We start from the raw sequence: 16851 nt of genomic DNA, 5'->3' as shown, positions 1-16851 counted from the left end.
GTTTCAGAGCAGCACCACATCATATTGTTCCTGGGAATACATGGACTCGACCTGGAAGCGAATGGTTCGTCCGATGAAGGCTTCCAGTTCGGCCACGTTGCCTGATTCTTCATCGAGCAGCCGGTCGACCACTTTTTGATTGGCCAGCACGCGGTAGCCCACGGCCTGATAGGCCCGCGCCTCGCGCAGGATCTCGCGGAAAATCTCGTAGCACACCGTTTCCGGGGTTTTCAGCTTGCCGCGGCCCTGGCAACAGATGCAGGGCTCGCACAGGACCTGTTCAAGGCTTTCGCGAGTGCGCTTGCGGGTCATCTGCACCAGGCCCAGCTCGGTGATGCCGATGATGTTGGTCTTGGCGTGATCGCGTTCGAGCTGCTTCTCCAGGGTACGCAGAACCTGGCGCTGGTGTTCTTCATCTTCCATGTCGATGAAGTCGATGATGATGATTCCGCCGATGTTGCGCAGACGCAGCTGCCGGGCAATGGCGGTGGCCGCTTCCAGGTTGGTCTTGAAGATGGTCTCTTCGAGGTTGCGGTGGCCGACGAAGGCCCCGGTGTTGACGTCGATGGTGGTCATCGCCTCGGCCGGATCGACCACCAGATAGCCGCCGGACTTGAGTGGCACCTTGCGGTCCAGCGCCCGCTGGATCTCGTCTTCCACACCGTACAGATCGAAAATGGGCCGCTCGCCCGGGTAGTGCTCCAAGCGGTCGGCAATTTCGGGCATCAATTCGGCCACGAACTGCGTGGTCTTCTGGAAGGTCTCCCGCGAGTCGATGCGGATCTTCTCGATCTTCGGGTTGACCAGATCGCGCAGGGTACGCAGCGCCAGGTCCAGGTCCTCGTAGATCTCGGTCGGCGCCCCGACGGTCTGGATCTGCACGTTGATCTGGTCCCACAGCCGGCGCAGGTAGCGGATGTCCATGAGGATTTCCTCGGCGCCCGCCCCCTCGGCGGCGGTGCGCAGGATGAACCCGCCAACCTCCTGGATACCCTCTTTCTCGACGCAGTCTGCCACCACCTTCTTCAAGCGTTCACGCTCGCCTTCATCCTCGATCTTCAGGGAAATGCCGACGTGCCGGGTGCGCGGCATGTATACCAGGTAGCGTGAGGGAATCGACAGCTGGGTGGTCAGGCGCGCGCCTTTGGAGCCGATCGGGTCCTTGGTGACCTGTACCACCAGGCTCTGCCCCTCATGGACCAGCGCGCTGATGGTTTCCAGGGTCGAGCCTTCGCGCAGGGAGATTTCCGAAGCATGGATGAACGCGGCGCGGTCCAGGCCGATGTCGATGAAGGCGGCCTGCATGCCGGGCAGCACGCGCACCACCTTGCCTTTATAGATATTGCCGACGATCCCGCGCCGCTGGGTGCGCTCGACGTGGACCTCTTGCAGGACACCGTTTTCCACCACGGCCACGCGCGATTCCATCGGCGTGATGTTGATCAGAATCTCTTCGCTCATGGCTGGGTCTCGTTCCTGGTGTCTTTATTGTAATGGCGATGGCGCTCCCGGCCGGCCCTCTTCAGGACACTTGCCAGCAGGCGATGCCATTGCGTTGCAGCAGCGCCGCGGTTTCGTACAAACCCAGGCCGACGACGGCAGAATAACTGCCTTCGAGCTTTTCTACGAATATTGCGCCCAGACCCTGGATGCCGTAGCCCCCTGCCTTGTCCACCGGTTCGCCGCTGGCCCAGTAGGCACGGGCTTCGGCTTCGTCTATCGGGCGAAACGTGACCCGCGCCGAGGCCGTGCCGATGTCCATCTGCGTGCCATCGAACAGCGCCGCGGCGGTGAGCACTTCATGGGTGCTGCCGGATAACAGGGCCAGCATTGCCAGGGCATCGGCTTGGTCGCGCGGCTTGCCGAGAATGCGTCCTTGCGCGATCACTGCAGTGTCCGCGCCCAGCACGTGAGCGGCCCCCGGCTGCGACCGCGACTGCCAGCCGGCGCGGGCCTTTTCTTCGGCCATGCGCTGCACGTATGCATGGCTTTCTTCGCCGGGCCTGGGTGTTTCGTCGATGGCGGCGTTGATCACGGTGAAGGGTACGCCGATCTGCGTCAGCAGTTCACGACGCCTGGGCGAGCTGGAAGCCAGGTACAGGGTAGGCATGCAAGGCGTCTCCGCGTCGGGCCGCGCGGGCCCGTCAGTTGATGCCCAGGCGCTTGCGCAAGCCACGCAGCAGGTAGCTGACCCACGGCCAGAGCAAGGCGCTCATCAAGGCAGGCAACAGCAGGGCCAGGGTAGGTTGGCGGTTGCCGGTCAACGCGCTCAGCCACAGCTGCACCAGCTGCGCCAGACCGAAGACCACGAGGATGACCAGGCTCTGCTGCCACATCGGAAAGATGCGCATGCGCTGGGCCAGGGACAGGATAAGGAAGGTGATGAGGCTGAGGATGAGTGCGTTCTGCCCAAGCAGGGTGCCGAACAGCACGTCTTGCGCCAGGCCGAGGATCCAGGCGGTGGTCATGCCCACCTTGTGTGGCACCGAGAGCGTCCAGTAGGCCAGCAGCAGGGCCAGCCACAGCGGCCGCAACACTTCCATGAACTGCGGCATGGGCGACACGCACAGCAGCAGACCGACGACGAAGCTCAGCCAGATCACCCAGCCATTGCGCGAGCGCGTACCAACCATTATTGCCTCTCCCGTGTGGTGGCCGGCGCAGAGCGCGAAGGTGTCGCCGGCGGGGTGCGCTCAGGGGTGGCGGCCGGGGCCGAGCTGGCACGCGCCGGCGTGGTGGCTGCCGGCGTCGTGGTGTGGGCAGGCGTTGCCGGTGCCGCAGCGGGCGCAGCAGTGGCTGGCGCGGAGGTTGCTGCAGGGACCGGCGTCGCCGGGGTGCCGTCCTGTGGCGCGGCACCCTGGCGGTCGGCCGCCTCTTGCGCCTGCGCAGCTTCTGTAGCCCGCTGCTCCGGCGAGCGACTGTCGCTGAACACCAGCAGCAGATAGCGGCTGCGGTTCAGGGCGGCGGTCGGCACGGCGCGGACGATGGCGAAGGGTTGACCGGAGTCGTGGATGACTTCCTTGACCGTGGCCACCGGGTAACCCGCCGGGAATCGCTGGCCCAAGCCAGAGCTGACCAGCAGGTCGCCTTCCTTGATGTCGGCGGTGTCGGCCACGTGGCGCAGCTCGAGCCGCTCGGGATTGCCCGTGCCGCTGGCGATGGCGCGCAGCCCGTTGCGGTTGACCTGCACTGGAATGCTGTGGGTGGTGTCGGTGAGCAGCAGCACACGCGAGGTGTAGGGCATCAATTCGACCACCTGCCCCATAAGGCCACGCGCGTCGAGCACCGGCTGGCCGAGTACCACGCCATCGCGCTCGCCCTTGTTGATCAGGATGCGATGGGTGAACGGGTTCGGGTCCATGCCGATCAGCTCGGCAACCTCGACCTTTTCGTTCACCAGCGCCGAAGAATTGAGCAACTCGCGCAGGCGCACGTTCTGCTCGGTCAGCGCCGCCAGCTTCTGCAGGCGCCCTTGCAGCAACAGGCCTTCGGTCTTGAGTTTCTCGTTTTCGGCCAGCAGCTCGGTGCGGCTGCCGAACTGGCTGGCAACGCCTTCGTACAGGCGCTGCGGCAGGTCGGTGACCCAATAGGCACGCATCAGCACCAGCGACATTTCGCTGCGCACGGGCTTGAGCAGGGTGAAGCGCGCGTCGACGACCATCAGCGCGACCGACAGCACGACCAGCACCAACAGGCGCACGCCCAGTGAGGGGCCCTTGGTGAAAAGCGGTTTAATAGGCCGCCCCTCCCAGGCAAATGTTCATGTGGTCATTCATGTGACAGCAAACCGGCCCGGATCGAAAGTACAGGACGCATACAGGTAGCATCGAAGACGCTACCTGTAAACGACCCCAGGAATCTTTCCCGCGAAGTTATTCGCTGGAGAGCAGATCCATGGTGTGCTTGTCCATCATTTCCAGGGCGCGACCGCCACCCCGAGCCACGCACGTCAGCGGGTCTTCGGCGACGATCACCGGCAGGCCGGTTTCCTGGGCCAGCAGCTTGTCGAGGTCGCGCAGCAGCGCGCCACCGCCAGTCAGCACCAGGCCGCGCTCGGCGATGTCCGACGCCAGCTCGGGAGGCGACTGTTCCAGCGCGCTCTTGACGGCCTGCACGATGGTCGCGAGCGACTCCTGCAGGGCTTCGAGCACTTCGTTGGAATTCAAGGTGAAGGCGCGTGGAACGCCTTCGGCCAGGTTGCGGCCACGCACGTCGACTTCACGCACTTCGCCGCCTGGGTAGGCGGTGCCGATTTCCTGCTTGATGCGTTCGGCGGTGGATTCGCCGATCAGGCTGCCGTAGTTGCGACGCACGTAGGTGACGATGGCTTCGTCGAAGCGGTCGCCGCCCACACGCACGGATTCGGCATAGACCACGCCATTGAGCGAGATCAGGGCGATTTCGGTGGTACCACCGCCGATGTCGACGACCATCGAACCGCGGGCTTCCTCGACCGGCAGGCCGGCGCCGATGGCGGCCGCCATGGGCTCTTCGATCAGGAACACTTCGCGGGCACCGGCGCCCAGCGCCGATTCACGGATGGCACGGCGTTCCACCTGGGTGGATTTGCAAGGCACGCAGATCAGCACGCGCGGGCTGGGCTGCAGGAAGCTGTTCTCGTGCACCTTGTTGATGAAATATTGCAGCATCTTTTCGCAGACGCTGAAGTCGGCGATCACGCCGTCCTTCATCGGACGAATGGCGGCGATGTTGCCGGGAGTACGGCCGAGCATGCGCTTGGCTTCGGTACCGACCGCAACGACACTTTTCTGATTACCGTGGGTCCGAATGGCCACAACTGATGGCTCATTCAGGACAATACCGCGCTCACGCACGTAAATAAGGGTGTTGGCAGTGCCCAGGTCAATGGAAAGATCGCTGGAAAACATGCCACGCAGTTTCTTGAACATGGGAAAAGGACCCTAGGCAACGCGTGGGTAAAAAAGTGCGGCAAACTCTAACAACGGCGGGGATTTTGGGCAAGGCGCCAATATGTTAAATTGGCTATTTTTCCGGGCACGCCTGCACTCGATCGCGGCCATATGACCACAGAAGTGCGATAGTGTTCCCCAAAACCACGGCTTTGCCGTATTTCATTTTCCACTGGAGATCCCCATGGCGCTTGAACGCTGCGACGTGGAAAAAATCGCTCACCTGGCCCGCCTGGGCCTGAATGAAGCCGATATGCCACGCACCATCGAAGCACTGAACAGCATTCTGGGCCTCGTCGACCAGATGCAAGCGGTCGACACCAGCGGCATCGAACCCCTGGCCCACCCACTGGAAGCCAGCCAGCGGCTGCGCGCCGACCAGGTGACCGAACGCAACCAGCGCGAGGCTTACCAGGCCATCGCACCGGCGGTCGAGAACGGCCTGTATCTGGTTCCGAAAGTCATCGAGTAAAGGGAAAGAGCCTGCCATGCATCAACTGACACTGGCCGAGATCGCCCGCGGACTCGCCGACAAGAAATTTTCTGCCGAAGAACTGACCCGGACCCTGCTGGCGCGTATCGCCGAGCTGGACCCGCAGCTCAACAGCTTCATCACCGTCACCCCCGAGCACGCCCTCGCCCAGGCGCAGGCCGCCGATGCGCGCCGAGCCAATGGCGAGGGCGGCGCCCTGCTGGGCGCGCCGCTGGCCCACAAGGACCTGTTCTGCACCCAGGGCATCCGCACCAGTTGCGGGTCGAGGATGCTCGACAACTTCCAGGCGCCCTATGACGCCACCGTGGTGGCCAGGCTCAATGCAGCGGGCGCGGTGACCTTGGGCAAGCTGAACATGGACGAATTCGCCATGGGTTCGGCCAACGAGAACAGCCACTACGGCCCGGTGAAGAATCCCTGGAACCTGGCCCACGTGCCCGGCGGCTCCTCGGGTGGCTCGGCGGCGGCCGTGGCGGCGCGCTTGTTGCCGGTGGCAACAGGTACCGACACCGGCGGTTCGATCCGTCAACCGGCCGCCTTCACCAACCTCACTGGCATCAAGCCGACCTACGGCCGCGTGTCTCGCTGGGGCATGATCGCCTACGCTTCCAGCCTCGACCAGGCCGGGGTGCTGGCGCGCAACGCCGAGGACTGCGCCCTGTTGCTGCAAGGCATGGCGGGCTTCGACCCGCAGGACTCCACCAGCATCGATGAGCCCGTGCCCGACTACAGCGCCACCCTGGGCGGCTCGCTGCAAGGCCTGCGCATCGGCGTACCGAAGGAATACTTCGGTGCCGGCCTCGATCCGCGCATCGCCGACCTGATTCACGCCAGCATCGAGCAACTGCAGAAGCTGGGCGCAACCATCAAGGACATCAGCCTGCCGAACATGCAGCAGGCAATTGCCGCCTACTATGTGATCGCGCCGGCCGAGGCCTCTTCGAACCTGTCGCGCTTCGACGGCGTACGCTTCGGCTATCGCTGCGAACACCCCAAGGATCTCACCGACCTGTACAAGCGTTCACGCGCCGAAGGCTTCGGCCCGGAAGTACAGCGCCGCATCATGGTCGGGGCCTATGCACTTTCGGCGGGCTACTACGACGCCTATTACCTGCAGGCGCAGAAGATCCGCCGCTTGATCAAGAACGATTTCATGGCCGCCTTCGAAGAGGTCGACATGATCCTCAGCCCGACCACGCCGAACCCGGCCTGGAAGCTGGGCGCCAAGAATGCCGACCCGGTTGCTGCCTACCTCGAAGACATCTACACGATCACCGCCAACCTGGCCGGCCTGCCGGGCCTGTCTATGCCGGCCGGTTTCGTCGATGGCCTGCCGGTCGGCGTGCAGCTGCTGGCCCCCTATTTCCAGGAAGGCCGCCTGCTCAATGCGGCGCACCAGTACCAGCAAGTCACCGACTGGCACACTCGCGCGCCTGAAGGCTTCTAAGGAGAAACATCATGCAATGGGAAGTCGTGATCGGGCTGGAGATTCATACCCAGCTCGCCACCCAGTCGAAGATTTTCTCCGGCAGCTCCACCACCTTCGGCTCCGAGCCGAACACCCAGGCCAGCCTGGTCGACCTGGGCATGCCCGGCGTACTGCCGGTGCTGAACCAGGAAGCCGTGCGCATGGCCGTGATGTTCGGCCTGGCAATCGACGCCGAAATCGGCCAGCACAACGTGTTCGCGCGCAAGAACTACTTCTATCCCGACCTGCCCAAAGGCTATCAGATCAGCCAGATGGAGCTGCCGATCGTCGGCAAGGGCCACCTGGACATCACCTTGGAAGACGGCACGGTCAAGCGTATCGGCGTGACACGCGCGCACCTGGAAGAAGACGCCGGCAAGAGCCTGCACGAGGACTTCAGCGGCAGCACCGGCATCGACCTCAACCGTGCCGGCACACCGCTGCTGGAAATCGTTTCCGAGCCCGACATGCGCAGTGCCAAGGAAGCCGTGGCCTACGTCAAGGCTATGCATTCGCTGGTCCGCTACCTGGGCATCTGTGACGGCAACATGGCCGAAGGCTCGTTGCGCTGTGACTGCAACGTGTCGATCCGGCCCAAGGGCCAGGTCGAGTTCGGCACCCGCTGCGAGATCAAGAACGTCAACTCGTTCCGCTTCATCGAGCGCGCCATCAACAGCGAGATCGCACGCCAGATCGAACTGATCGAAGACGGTGGCAAGGTCATCCAGCAGACCCGCCTGTACGATCCGAACAAGGACGAGACACGCGCCATGCGCAGCAAGGAGGAAGCCAACGACTACCGTTACTTCCCCGACCCCGATCTGCTGCCGGTGGTGATCGAGGATTCGTTCCTGGAAACCACCCGGGCCACCCTGCCCGAGTTGCCGCCCGCCAAGCGCGAGCGCTTCAAGAACGAGTTCGGCTTGTCTGCCTACGATGCCAGCGTCCTCGCTTCGAGCCGTGAGCAGGCGGACTTCTTCGAGCAGGTGGTGGCCAGCTGCGCCGATGCCAAGCTTGCCGCCAACTGGGTCATGGTCGAGCTGGGCAGCCTGTTGAACAAGCAGGGGGTGGAAATCGAGGATTCGCCGGTCAGCGCCGCACAACTGGGTGGCATGCTGCAGCGCATCAAGGACAACACCATCTCCGGCAAGATCGCCAAGATGGTTTTCGAAGCCATGGCCAACGGTGAAGGCGATGCGGACCAGATCATCGAGGCGCGTGGCCTGAAACAGGTCACCGACAGCGGGGCAATCGAGAAGGTGCTCGACGAAGTGCTGGCTGCCAATGCCGAGCAGGTCGAACAGTACCGCGCGGCAGACGAAGCCAAGCGCGGCAAGATGTTCGGCTTCTTCGTCGGCCAGGCAATGAAAGCCTCGAAGGGCAAGGCCAATCCGCAGCAGGTCAACGAGCTGCTCAAGAGCAAGCTGGCCGGTTGATGCGCCGACGCCTTTTCTGTAGCAGCGGCGCGAGCCGCGTCCGGCGCAGTTGTAGCAGCGGCGCGAGCCGCGTCCGGCTTCAACGCGGTGAAGCAAACGGACCGCGTATACCGCCGACGCGGTTTGCGCCGCTGCTACAGGCGCTGCGTGTGTGCTGTGTCGGTGCAATTGCCGTGCTGGCGGGCTGCGCCGGCCAGAACGACCTCATCGACCCGCGCGGCTACAACCGCGAGGGGGTCGCTTCCTACTACGGCGCACGCCATCACGGTGCTCGCACCGCCAATGGCGAACGCTTCGATCACACGGTCTCACCGCTGCCCACCGCCAGCTTCCATTCGGTACCCGGGTAGTGGTGACCAATCTGTCCAACAAGCGCAATGTAGTGGTGCGGATCAACGATCGCGGCCCACACTCGCGCGGGCGCCTGATCGATGTGTCAAAAGGCGCTGCCGAAGAATTGGGCATGCTGCGCAGCGGCACGGCCAGAGTGCGCGTGCAGACCTTGCAAGACTGACCTGGAGCCACCGTTATCCCCGATCTTGCCACCCTGCCCGGCCCGACCTTGCTGCAATTGTTCGCAGGGCTGCTGCTGCTGATTGCCGGCGCCGAGTGCCTGGTGCGCGGCGCCGTGCGCCTGGCGGCCGCGCTCAAGATCAGGCCGCTGGTAGTGGGCCTGGGCGTGGTTGCGCTGGGCAGCAGTGTGCCGCAGCTGGCCGTCAGCCTGCAGGCGACGTTCGTCGGTACGCCGGACATCGCCGTCGGCAGCCTGGTGGGCAGCAATATCTTCAGTTTGCTGGTGACCCTGGGGCTGTCCGCGCTGATCATTCCGCTACGGGTTTCGCGGCAACTGCTGCGGCTCGATATTCCTCTGTTGATCGCAGCCAGTGCGCTGGTGTTCGGGCTGGCCCTGAACGAGCAGTTGGGGCGCCTGGAAGGCGGCGTCCTGCTTCTGGCCCTGGTCGGCTATCTAGGCGTGCTGTGGCGCCAGTCTCGGCATCCGGGCCGGGTGGCGACAGCCCAAGGCACAGCGCCCTGGCTCAAGTGCCTGGGCATGATGCTCGGCGGCTTGCTGCTGCTGGGCGCGGGCAGCCACTGGCTGCTGGAAGCGGCGCTGGAGCTGGCCACCGATTTCGGCTTGTCGGACCGGGTGATCGGGTTGACCATCGTGGCCGTCGGCACCTCACTGCCGGAACTGGCGACGTCGTTGGTCGCCGCCTTTCGCGGTCACCGCGAGATCGCAGTGGGCAACGTCATCGGCAGCAACCTGTTCAACCTGCTCGGTGTGCTCGGCCTGACCGCAGTGCTGGCACCCGCGCCCCTGAGCGTGTCACCCAACGCGCTGGACTTCGACCTGCCGGTGATGCTCGGCGTCACCCTGCTGTGCCTGCCGCTGTTCTATTCCGGATACCGGGTCACGCGGATCGAAGGGCTGGTGCTGCTGGGGTTGTACGTCGCGTATGGCCTGCACGTGGTGGCGTTCACCACGGGCATGCCATTGGCGGCCAGGCTGGAAGAGCTGATGCTGTTCTATGTGCTGCCGTTGCTGGCGGCGGTGGTGCTGTGGGGCACCCTGCGCGCCTGGCGCCGACAGCACTGAGCCAGGCGGCCTCCTACCCTGCCCGACGCTTCTTGACCATCCAGGCCACGGCCAGCACCCCAAGCCACAAGGGAATCAACAGCACCGAAATGCGGATTCCCGGCGTCATGTACATGATCACCAGAATGCCCGCCAGGAACAGCAGGCATACCCAGTTGGTGATCGGGTAGCCCCAGCTGGGGAAGAACGTCGCCTGACCGTTGGCGCGCATGGCCTTGCGAAACTTCAGGTGAGTGATGCTGATGATGCCCCAGTTGATGACCAGTGCGGACACGGCCAACGCCATCAACAAGCCGAAGGCCTCGCCCGGCATCAGGTAGTTGATGACCACGCTCAACCCGGTCGCCATGGCGGAAATACCCAGCGCTTTCATGGGCACGCCACGGCGGTTGACCTTGAGCAGGGTCTTGGGCGCATCGCCCTGCACCGCCAGGCCGAACAGCATGCGGCTGTTGCAATAGACGCAACTGTTGTACACCGACAGCGCCGCGGTCAGCACTACCACGTTGAGCACGGTTGCCACTACGTTGCTGTCCAGCGCATGGAAGATCATCACGAACGGGCTGCCGCCTTCGACCACTTTCTGCCACGGATACAGCGACAACAAGATGGTCAAGGCGCCCACGTAGAACAGCAGGATCCGGTAGATCACCTGGTTGGTGGCCTTGGGGATGCTGCGCTTGGGATCATCGGCTTCGGCGGCGGTGATGCCGACCAGCTCCAGGCCACCGAAGGAAAACATGATGACCGCCATGGCCAGGGTCAATCCACCGATGCCGTTGGGGAAGAAGCCGCCGTATTGCCACAGGTTGGCGATGCTGGCGTCCGGCCCACCGCTGCCGGTGGCCAGCATCCAGGCGCCGAAGCCGATCATGCTGACGATGGCGGCCACCTTGATCAGCGAAAACCAGAACTCCATCTCGCCATAGATCTTCACCTGGAACATGTTGATCGCGTTGATCAGCACGAAGAACACCGCGGCCGAGGCCCAGGTCGGCACGTCCGGCCACCAGTACTTGATGTAGATGCCCACGGCGGTCAACTCGGCCATGCCTACCAGCACATACAGCACCCAATAGTTCCAACCGGACATGAAGCCGGCCAGGCCGCTCCAGTAGCGGTTGGCGAAATGGCTGAAGGTACCGGTGACCGGCTCTTCAACGACCATTTCGCCCAGCTGGCGCATGATGAAGAAGGCAATCAGGCCGCCGATCGCGTAACCCAGGATGACCGACGGGCCGGCCATGCCGATTGTCTGGGCGATGCCCAGGAACAGGCCGGTGCCGATCGCCCCGCCCAGGGCAATGAGCTGGATATGCCTGTTTTTCAGACCCCGATGCAGACCTTCGGGGGTGGATTGATCATCCATTGCGGTTCCTTAGCGGGTGAATGCTTGCGGGTGTGCAAGCAGCGTCTAGATCCAGCCGCCCCACTGCAACAGGAATATTCCGATATTGGTGGTGATGGCTGCCGCCAGGGTGGTGATGACGATGATGGCGGCGGCGAGCGAATAGTTGCCGCCGCTGGCCCGCACCATGACATAACCGACCGAGGCCGAAGGAGCGCCAATATACAGGAACAGAATGCCCAGTTCCGCCCCGCGAAAGCCCAACAGCCAGGCACCGAAGGTACCGACGATCGGCAGCAGGATCATTTTCACCGCGCTGGCACTCAGCGCCACCGAACCACTGCTGCGCAATGCGGCCAGCGACAGGGTCCCGCCGATGCAGATCAGCGCCAGCGGCAGGCTCATTTGCGCGACGTAGTCAGCGGAGGTCAGGATCCAGTTGGGAATGGGCACCTGCAACCAGGCGAAGGGCACGGCCAATACCACGCTGATGATCAACGGGTTGACCAGGATGCTCTTGCAGATGCTGAGCGGATCGGACTTGATGTTCGGGCTGTAGATCGCCAGCACCACTACCGACAGCGAGTTGTAGAGCACGATCACCAAACCGGCGAGGATCGAGCCCAGGGAGATGCCGTAGTCGCCATACATGCTGCCCGCCAGGGCCAGGCCGATGACACCGTTGTTGCCGCGAAAGGCGCCCTGGGTGAACACCCCACGGTCGACTTGCGGGCATCGCTTGGTGGCGATCCACCAGGCGATGGCGAAGCTGCCCACCGTGGCCACCACGAAATACACCAGCAGGCCCGGCTTGAGTGCAGAGCGCAGGTCGGCATGGTAGATGCCCAGAAACAGCAGCGACGGCATGCAGACGTTGAACACCAGGGCCGAGGCGGTCTTGATGAAGTTGTCGTTGATCCACTCGATCCGCTTCAGCCCGTAGCCGAGAAACAGCATGGCGAACACCGGAGCGGTCACGTTCAGGGTCTGCAGAAATAGGGCGAGCATGCCGGGGAACCTGTTGCCTGGGGTCAGGCGACAATGATAGCGAGGATGTGGGGGTCAGGCGGGGAAATTCTGGAAAGGTATGGCAGGCAGGGCCGCTTCGCGGGCAGAGGGCTGGCCCCCCGCCCCGCTCCCACAGAGATCCTCAGTGTATGCAGGATTCCCATAGGAGCGGTCAGCGGCCGCGAAAGCCGCACTGCAGTTTCGAGGCTTACTGCGGACCCATCTTGTCCATCAGGGCAGCGAGCATTTCGTACTCTTCGCCGGTCAGGTCGGTCAGCGGGGTGCGCACCGGGCCTGCGTCGTAGCCGGCAATCTTCGCGCCTGCCTTGACGATGCTGACTGCGTAGCCGGATTTACGATTGCGAATGTCCAGGTAAGGCAGGAAGAAGTCGTCGATCAACTTGCCCACGGTGACATGATCTTCAGCGGCGATTGCGCGGTAGAAGTCCATGGCGGTCTTCGGGATGAAGTTGAACACGGCGGACGAATACACCGGCACACCCAGAGCCTTGTAGGCCGCTGCATAGACTTCGGCGGTCGGCAGGCCACCCAGGTAGCTGAAGCGATCGCCCAGGCGACGGCGGATCGACACCATCAGTTCGATGTCGCCCAGGCCGTCCTTGTAGCCGATCAGGTTCGGGCAGCTTTCGGCCAGGCGTTCCAGCAATGGCGCGTTCAAACGGCAGACATTGCGGTTGTAGACGATGACGCCGATGTTGACCGATTTGCACACGGCCTCGACGTGGGCGGCTACGCCGTCCTGGCTCGCTTCGGTCAGGTAGTGCGGCAGCAGCAGCAGACCCTTCGCGCCCAGGCGCTCGGCTTCCTGTGCATACTCGATGGCCTGGCGAGTGGAACCACCAACGCCGGCGAGGATAGGCACGCTGGTGGCGCAGGTGTCGACGGCAGTCTTGATCACTTGCGAGTATTCGCTGGCAGCCAGGGAGAAGAACTCACCGGTGCCGCCGGCGGCGAACAGGGCGCTGGCGCCGTAGGGGGCAAGCCATTCCAGGCGCTTGATGTAGCCTTCGCGATGGAAGTCGCCCTGGGCAGTGAAGTCGGTTACTGGAAAAGACAGCAGGCCGTGATTGAGGATGGACTTTAGTTCTTGTGGATTCATTGTTTGAACACCCTGAGTCGCATGGAAAATTGAACAACCAAGCAGCCATGGCTGGCTGATGTCGTACGTCATCGTACAACTACTTATGCAGTTCCTCAATAGGTTGAACGAAGTATTTTCAGATTGTCCCTGATGGGCTTCACCGAACGCCGAGACGACACACGGGATCCCCGTAGCAGCGGCGCAAGCCGCGTCCGGCCTCGCTGCGGTCTGCCAGATACACCTCGCCAGCCGCCGACGCGGCTTTCGCCGCTGCTACAAGGGTTGCGGTGTTTCTGTAGCAGCGGCGCAAGCCGCGTCCGGCCTCGCTGCGGTCTGCCAGATCACCGCGCCGACCGCCGACGCGGCTCGCGCCGCTGCTACAAGGATTGCGGTGTTCTGTAGCAGCGGCGCAAGCCGCGTCCGGTGGCACCGCGCTCTGCCAGATACACCGCGCCAGCCGCCGACGCGGCTTGCGCCGCTGCTACAAGGGTTGCGGTGTTCTGTAGCAGCGGCGCAAGCCGCGTCCGGTGGCACCGCGTTCTGCCAGATACACCGCGGCAACCGCCGACGCGGCTTGCGCCGCTGCTACAAGGGTTGCGGTGATTCTGTAGCAGCGGCGCGAGCCGCGTCCGGCCTCGCTGCGGTCTGCCAGATCACCGCGCCGACCGCCGACGCGGCGTTCAGCCCCTGCCCGCTTCGGCTTCCTGGTGCGCCTGGCGCAAACGCTCGCGGCTGTTGGTCAGGTGCAGGCGCATGGCTGCGCGTGCGGCATCGGAATCCTGGCGGGCGATGGCGTCGTAGATTTCCTCGTGCTCGCGACTGAGTCGGGTCATGTAGTGCTGCTGGTCGTCATGTGCCAGACGTGCCGAATTCAGGCGGGTGCGGGGAATGATGCTGGTGCCCAGGTGCGTCATGATGTCGGTGAAATAGCGGTTGCCGGTGGACAAGGCAATCTGCAGATGGAACTGGAAATCGGACGCCACTGCATCGCTGGCATGGGCCGCGCTTTCGTTCAGCGCATCGAGGGCCGCGCGCATCGCCGCCAGTTGCTCGGGTGAGCGACGGCTGGCGGCCAGCCCGGCGGACTCCACTTCCAGGCTGATGCGCAGCTCGAGCACGGCGAGCACATCGCGCAAGGTCACGATGGTCGCTGGATCGATGCGAAAACCACTCGGGCTGGGCGTATCCAGCACGAAGGTGCCGATGCCGTGGCGGGTTTCGACCTGACCTGCCGCCTGCAGCCGGGAAATGGCTTCACGCACCACGGTCCGGCTGACGCCCTGCTCTTCCATGATGGCCGACTCGGTAGGCAGCTTGTCGCCACGCTTGAGGTCACCATCGAGGATGCGCTGGGTCAGCACGGCCACCAGTTCCTGGGCCAGGCTGCGCGGTTTGCGACGGGCGCGTGGGGCGGCGCTCTGAGTATCCATAGTGAAAGTCATTCTCGAAACGGTCGGTGATTGAAGCAATCATAGCCTAAAGCGGGTTGTACGATCATGGCATGAGCTGCCGCAGGGCCCGGCGGGCGGGCGAATGCCGCCTGCCCAGGCGCGCAGGGCGCCAGCCAGAGCGCTCGACGCGGGTTCACCGACGCACGGGGCGTTTCTGCAATTTGCGTTGCAGGGTACGCCGGTGCATACCCAGCGCTCGCGCCGTGGCAGAAATGTTGCCGGCGTGCTCGGTGAGCACTCGCTGGATGTGCTCCCATTGCAGGCGGTCGACCGACATCGGATTTTCCGGCACCAGCGTGTCGAGGTCAGCGTGTTCGGCCGACAGCGCCGCCAGTACGTCATCGGCGTCGGCCGGCTTGCACAGGTAGTTGCAGGCGCCACGCTTGATCGCCTCCACCGCAGTGGCGATGCTCGAATAACCGGTGAGAATCACCACGCGCATTTCCGGATCCAGCTCCAGCAGCTTGGGCAGCAGCACCAGGCCCGAATCGCCTTCCATCTTCAGGTCCAGCGCGGCGTAGTCGGGTACATCGTCCTGGGCCAGCTTCAAGCCTTCCTCGGCGCTGCCTGCGGTGCTTACGCGAAAGCCTCGGCGGGTCATGGCACGGGCCATCACGCGGGTAAACGTGGCGTCGTCGTCCACCAGCAACAGGTGCGGCAGCTCTTCGCCTTCGACTTGGTTTTCGTCAGTCATCGATCATCTCCTGGGACGCCACGGGGCAGGCGCAGCTCGGTGAGCGTGCCGCCCTCTTCATGACTATAGAGTTTTACCGAGCCGCCGGCGCGAGTCACGCTGGCCTTGCTCAAGAACAGGCCAAGGCCGAAGCCCTTGCCCTTGGTAGTGAAGAACGGTTTGCCAATCTGCTCGGCAATGGCCAGGGGAACACCCGCGCCGTGGTCGCGGATGACGATGAAGATGTCTTCACTGTCCCAGTCCAGCTTGACCTCGAGGTTGTCGGGGCAGGCATCGGCGGCGTTGTTGAGCAGGTTGAGCAGCGCCTGGGTGAGGTCCGGAGGCGGCGACAGGTGCGGCACCTCGCCTTGGCCCAGGCGGTGGAAACGGTAGCTGGACTCGGGGCGCATCAGATGCCAGCGATTGAGGGCTTCGTCGAGCCAGGCGGTGACCGGCTGATCGACCACGGCCATGCGTCGGTTGGCTTCGGCAGCCCGCACCAGTTGCTGGAGGGTTTCCTTGCACAGCTTGACCTGATCCTGCAGCACCTGCAGGTCTTCCTGCAGTTCAGGCTGGGGATGGTCCTGGCGCATTTCCTTGAGCAGCACGCTCATGGTGGCGAGCGGCGTACCCAGCTCATGGGCAGCGCCCGCAGCCTCGGTGGCCACGGCCAGCAGTTGCTGGTCACGCAGGCCCTCTTCGCGGCGCTGGGCACGCAGCTGTTCCTGGCGCCGCAGCTCCTCGGCCATCTTGGCAGCGAAGAAGGTAATCACCGAAGCAGCCAGGGCGAAGCTCAGCCACATGCCGTAGATCTGCAGGTTTTCACGGCCGATCGGCAGCGTGTCGAGGGGGTAGAAGTGCGCCAGCATGAAGGTGTAGCAGGCCAGCGCGATGCCTGAGAGCACCAGGGAGTAGACCCACGGCAGGGTCACGGCGGCAATGGTCAGGGGCACCAGGTAGTAGGACACGAACGGGTTGGCGCCGCCGCCCGAATAGTAGAGCAGGACACTGTGGATCAGCAGGTCGCAGGCCAGTTGCAGGGCGTACTCGAGCTCGGTGACCGGCAACGAGAAGCGCAGGCGCAGGACGGTCAGCGCGCAGAGTATGGCGGACACCGCCAGGGTGGTGCTCAGCGCCAGCCAGGGCAACGGCAGCAGGTGCGTCAGGTAGGCGAAACCAACCGAGCCGGCCTGAGCGGCCAGTACCAGGGTGCGGATGAAGGTCAGGCGCCAGAGGTTCTGGCGTGAAGCGGAAAGAGGCATAGGATGGGCGAGCATTTGCTCTCCAGTGAGCGCTGCAGGCGGATCGGTGCAAGTATAACCAACTCGACACGCCGACAGCGGA

15 protein-coding genes and 1 pseudogene are annotated in these 16851 nt (G+C 63.8%); 5 read left to right on the top strand and 11 right to left on the bottom strand.

The genetic code is table 11. The annotated features are described in order from the left end of the window. Nucleotides 1–3: 3 nt before the first annotated feature. The 5 genes from rng to mreB all read right to left on the bottom strand — a co-directional run bounded on the left by rng (nucleotide 4) and on the right by mreB (nucleotide 4910). Nucleotides 4–1461: a ribonuclease G gene (rng, locus tag IFT75_RS04630; RefSeq protein WP_192053581.1), complete on the bottom strand. Its 1458-nt coding sequence runs from the start codon at nucleotides 1459–1461 to the stop codon at nucleotides 4–6. Nucleotides 1462–1522: 61 nt separating this feature from the next. Continuing rightward, nucleotides 1523–2110: a Maf family protein gene (locus IFT75_RS04625; protein ID WP_122479514.1), complete on the bottom strand. Its 588-nt coding sequence runs from the start codon at nucleotides 2108–2110 to the stop codon at nucleotides 1523–1525. A gap of 34 nt (nucleotides 2111–2144) precedes the next feature. Continuing rightward, the gene (gene mreD / locus IFT75_RS04620; protein ID WP_192053578.1) at nucleotides 2145–2633 is read right to left on the bottom strand and encodes a rod shape-determining protein MreD; all 489 of its coding nucleotides are present in this window, start codon (nucleotides 2631–2633) and stop codon (nucleotides 2145–2147) included. Beyond that, nucleotides 2633–3706 (bottom strand): rod shape-determining protein MreC, encoded by a 1074-nt coding sequence (gene mreC, locus IFT75_RS04615; RefSeq protein WP_199864051.1) that lies wholly within the window; start codon nucleotides 3704–3706, stop codon nucleotides 2633–2635. The genes mreD and mreC overlap by 1 nt, the downstream gene beginning before the upstream one ends. A gap of 166 nt (nucleotides 3707–3872) precedes the next feature. Beyond that, nucleotides 3873–4910, bottom strand: a complete 1038-nt coding sequence (gene mreB / locus IFT75_RS04610) for a rod shape-determining protein MreB (protein WP_008371426.1) — start codon at nucleotides 4908–4910, stop codon at nucleotides 3873–3875. Nucleotides 4911–5115: 205 nt separating this feature from the next. Here mreB and gatC point away from each other — a divergent pair, with 205 nt between their 5' ends. From gatC to IFT75_RS04585, 5 genes and pseudogenes are all read left to right on the top strand, one after another. After that, on the top strand, nucleotides 5116–5403 hold the full coding sequence (gatC, locus tag IFT75_RS04605; RefSeq protein ID WP_122479517.1) for an Asp-tRNA(Asn)/Glu-tRNA(Gln) amidotransferase subunit GatC: 288 nt from the start codon (nucleotides 5116–5118) through the stop codon (nucleotides 5401–5403). Nucleotides 5404–5419: 16 nt separating this feature from the next. Beyond that, entirely contained in the window at nucleotides 5420–6871 is a 1452-nt protein-coding gene (gene gatA / locus IFT75_RS04600) for an Asp-tRNA(Asn)/Glu-tRNA(Gln) amidotransferase subunit GatA (protein ID WP_192053576.1), read from the top strand. An 11-nt stretch (nucleotides 6872–6882) separates the two neighbouring features. Then, entirely contained in the window at nucleotides 6883–8328 is a 1446-nt protein-coding gene (gatB, locus tag IFT75_RS04595; RefSeq protein ID WP_185794057.1) for an Asp-tRNA(Asn)/Glu-tRNA(Gln) amidotransferase subunit GatB, read from the top strand. Nucleotides 8329–8471: 143 nt separating this feature from the next. Beyond that, a pseudogene (locus IFT75_RS04590) lies at nucleotides 8472–8842 on the top strand (septal ring lytic transglycosylase RlpA family protein). A gap of 57 nt (nucleotides 8843–8899) precedes the next feature. Beyond that, nucleotides 8900–9925 (top strand): calcium/sodium antiporter, encoded by a 1026-nt coding sequence (locus IFT75_RS04585; protein ID WP_122479736.1) that lies wholly within the window; start codon nucleotides 8900–8902, stop codon nucleotides 9923–9925. A 13-nt stretch (nucleotides 9926–9938) separates the two neighbouring features. Here IFT75_RS04585 and IFT75_RS04580 read toward each other — a convergent pair whose 3' ends face one another. The 6 genes from IFT75_RS04580 to IFT75_RS04555 all read right to left on the bottom strand — a co-directional run bounded on the left by IFT75_RS04580 (nucleotide 9939) and on the right by IFT75_RS04555 (nucleotide 16784). After that, complete coding sequence (locus tag IFT75_RS04580) at nucleotides 9939–11294, bottom strand: amino acid permease (RefSeq protein ID WP_122479521.1); 1356 nt, start codon at nucleotides 11292–11294, stop codon at nucleotides 9939–9941. A 45-nt stretch (nucleotides 11295–11339) separates the two neighbouring features. Next, the gene (locus IFT75_RS04575; RefSeq protein WP_185794060.1) at nucleotides 11340–12281 is read right to left on the bottom strand and encodes an AEC family transporter; all 942 of its coding nucleotides are present in this window, start codon (nucleotides 12279–12281) and stop codon (nucleotides 11340–11342) included. 208 nt (nucleotides 12282–12489) lie between these two features. Then, nucleotides 12490–13401, bottom strand: coding sequence for a 5-dehydro-4-deoxyglucarate dehydratase (gene kdgD, locus IFT75_RS04570; RefSeq protein ID WP_122479523.1), 912 nt, complete (start codon nucleotides 13399–13401; stop codon nucleotides 12490–12492). 662 nt (nucleotides 13402–14063) lie between these two features. Next, complete coding sequence (locus IFT75_RS04565; RefSeq protein WP_122479524.1) at nucleotides 14064–14813, bottom strand: FadR/GntR family transcriptional regulator; 750 nt, start codon at nucleotides 14811–14813, stop codon at nucleotides 14064–14066. Between the two features lie 154 nt (nucleotides 14814–14967). After that, nucleotides 14968–15528, bottom strand: coding sequence for a response regulator transcription factor (locus IFT75_RS04560; protein WP_122479525.1), 561 nt, complete (start codon nucleotides 15526–15528; stop codon nucleotides 14968–14970). Then, complete coding sequence (locus IFT75_RS04555; protein ID WP_122479526.1) at nucleotides 15525–16784, bottom strand: ATP-binding protein; 1260 nt, start codon at nucleotides 16782–16784, stop codon at nucleotides 15525–15527. The genes IFT75_RS04560 and IFT75_RS04555 overlap by 4 nt, the downstream gene beginning before the upstream one ends. Nucleotides 16785–16851: the final 67 nt, after the last annotated feature.

It is taken from the genome of Pseudomonas sp. CFBP 8758, from assembly GCF_014841725.1.
Classification (GTDB): Bacteria; Pseudomonadota; Gammaproteobacteria; order Pseudomonadales; family Pseudomonadaceae; genus Aquipseudomonas; species Aquipseudomonas baltica.
Note: the sequence above shows the minus strand (reverse complement) of the source record. Positions and strands in the feature narration are given on the sequence as shown.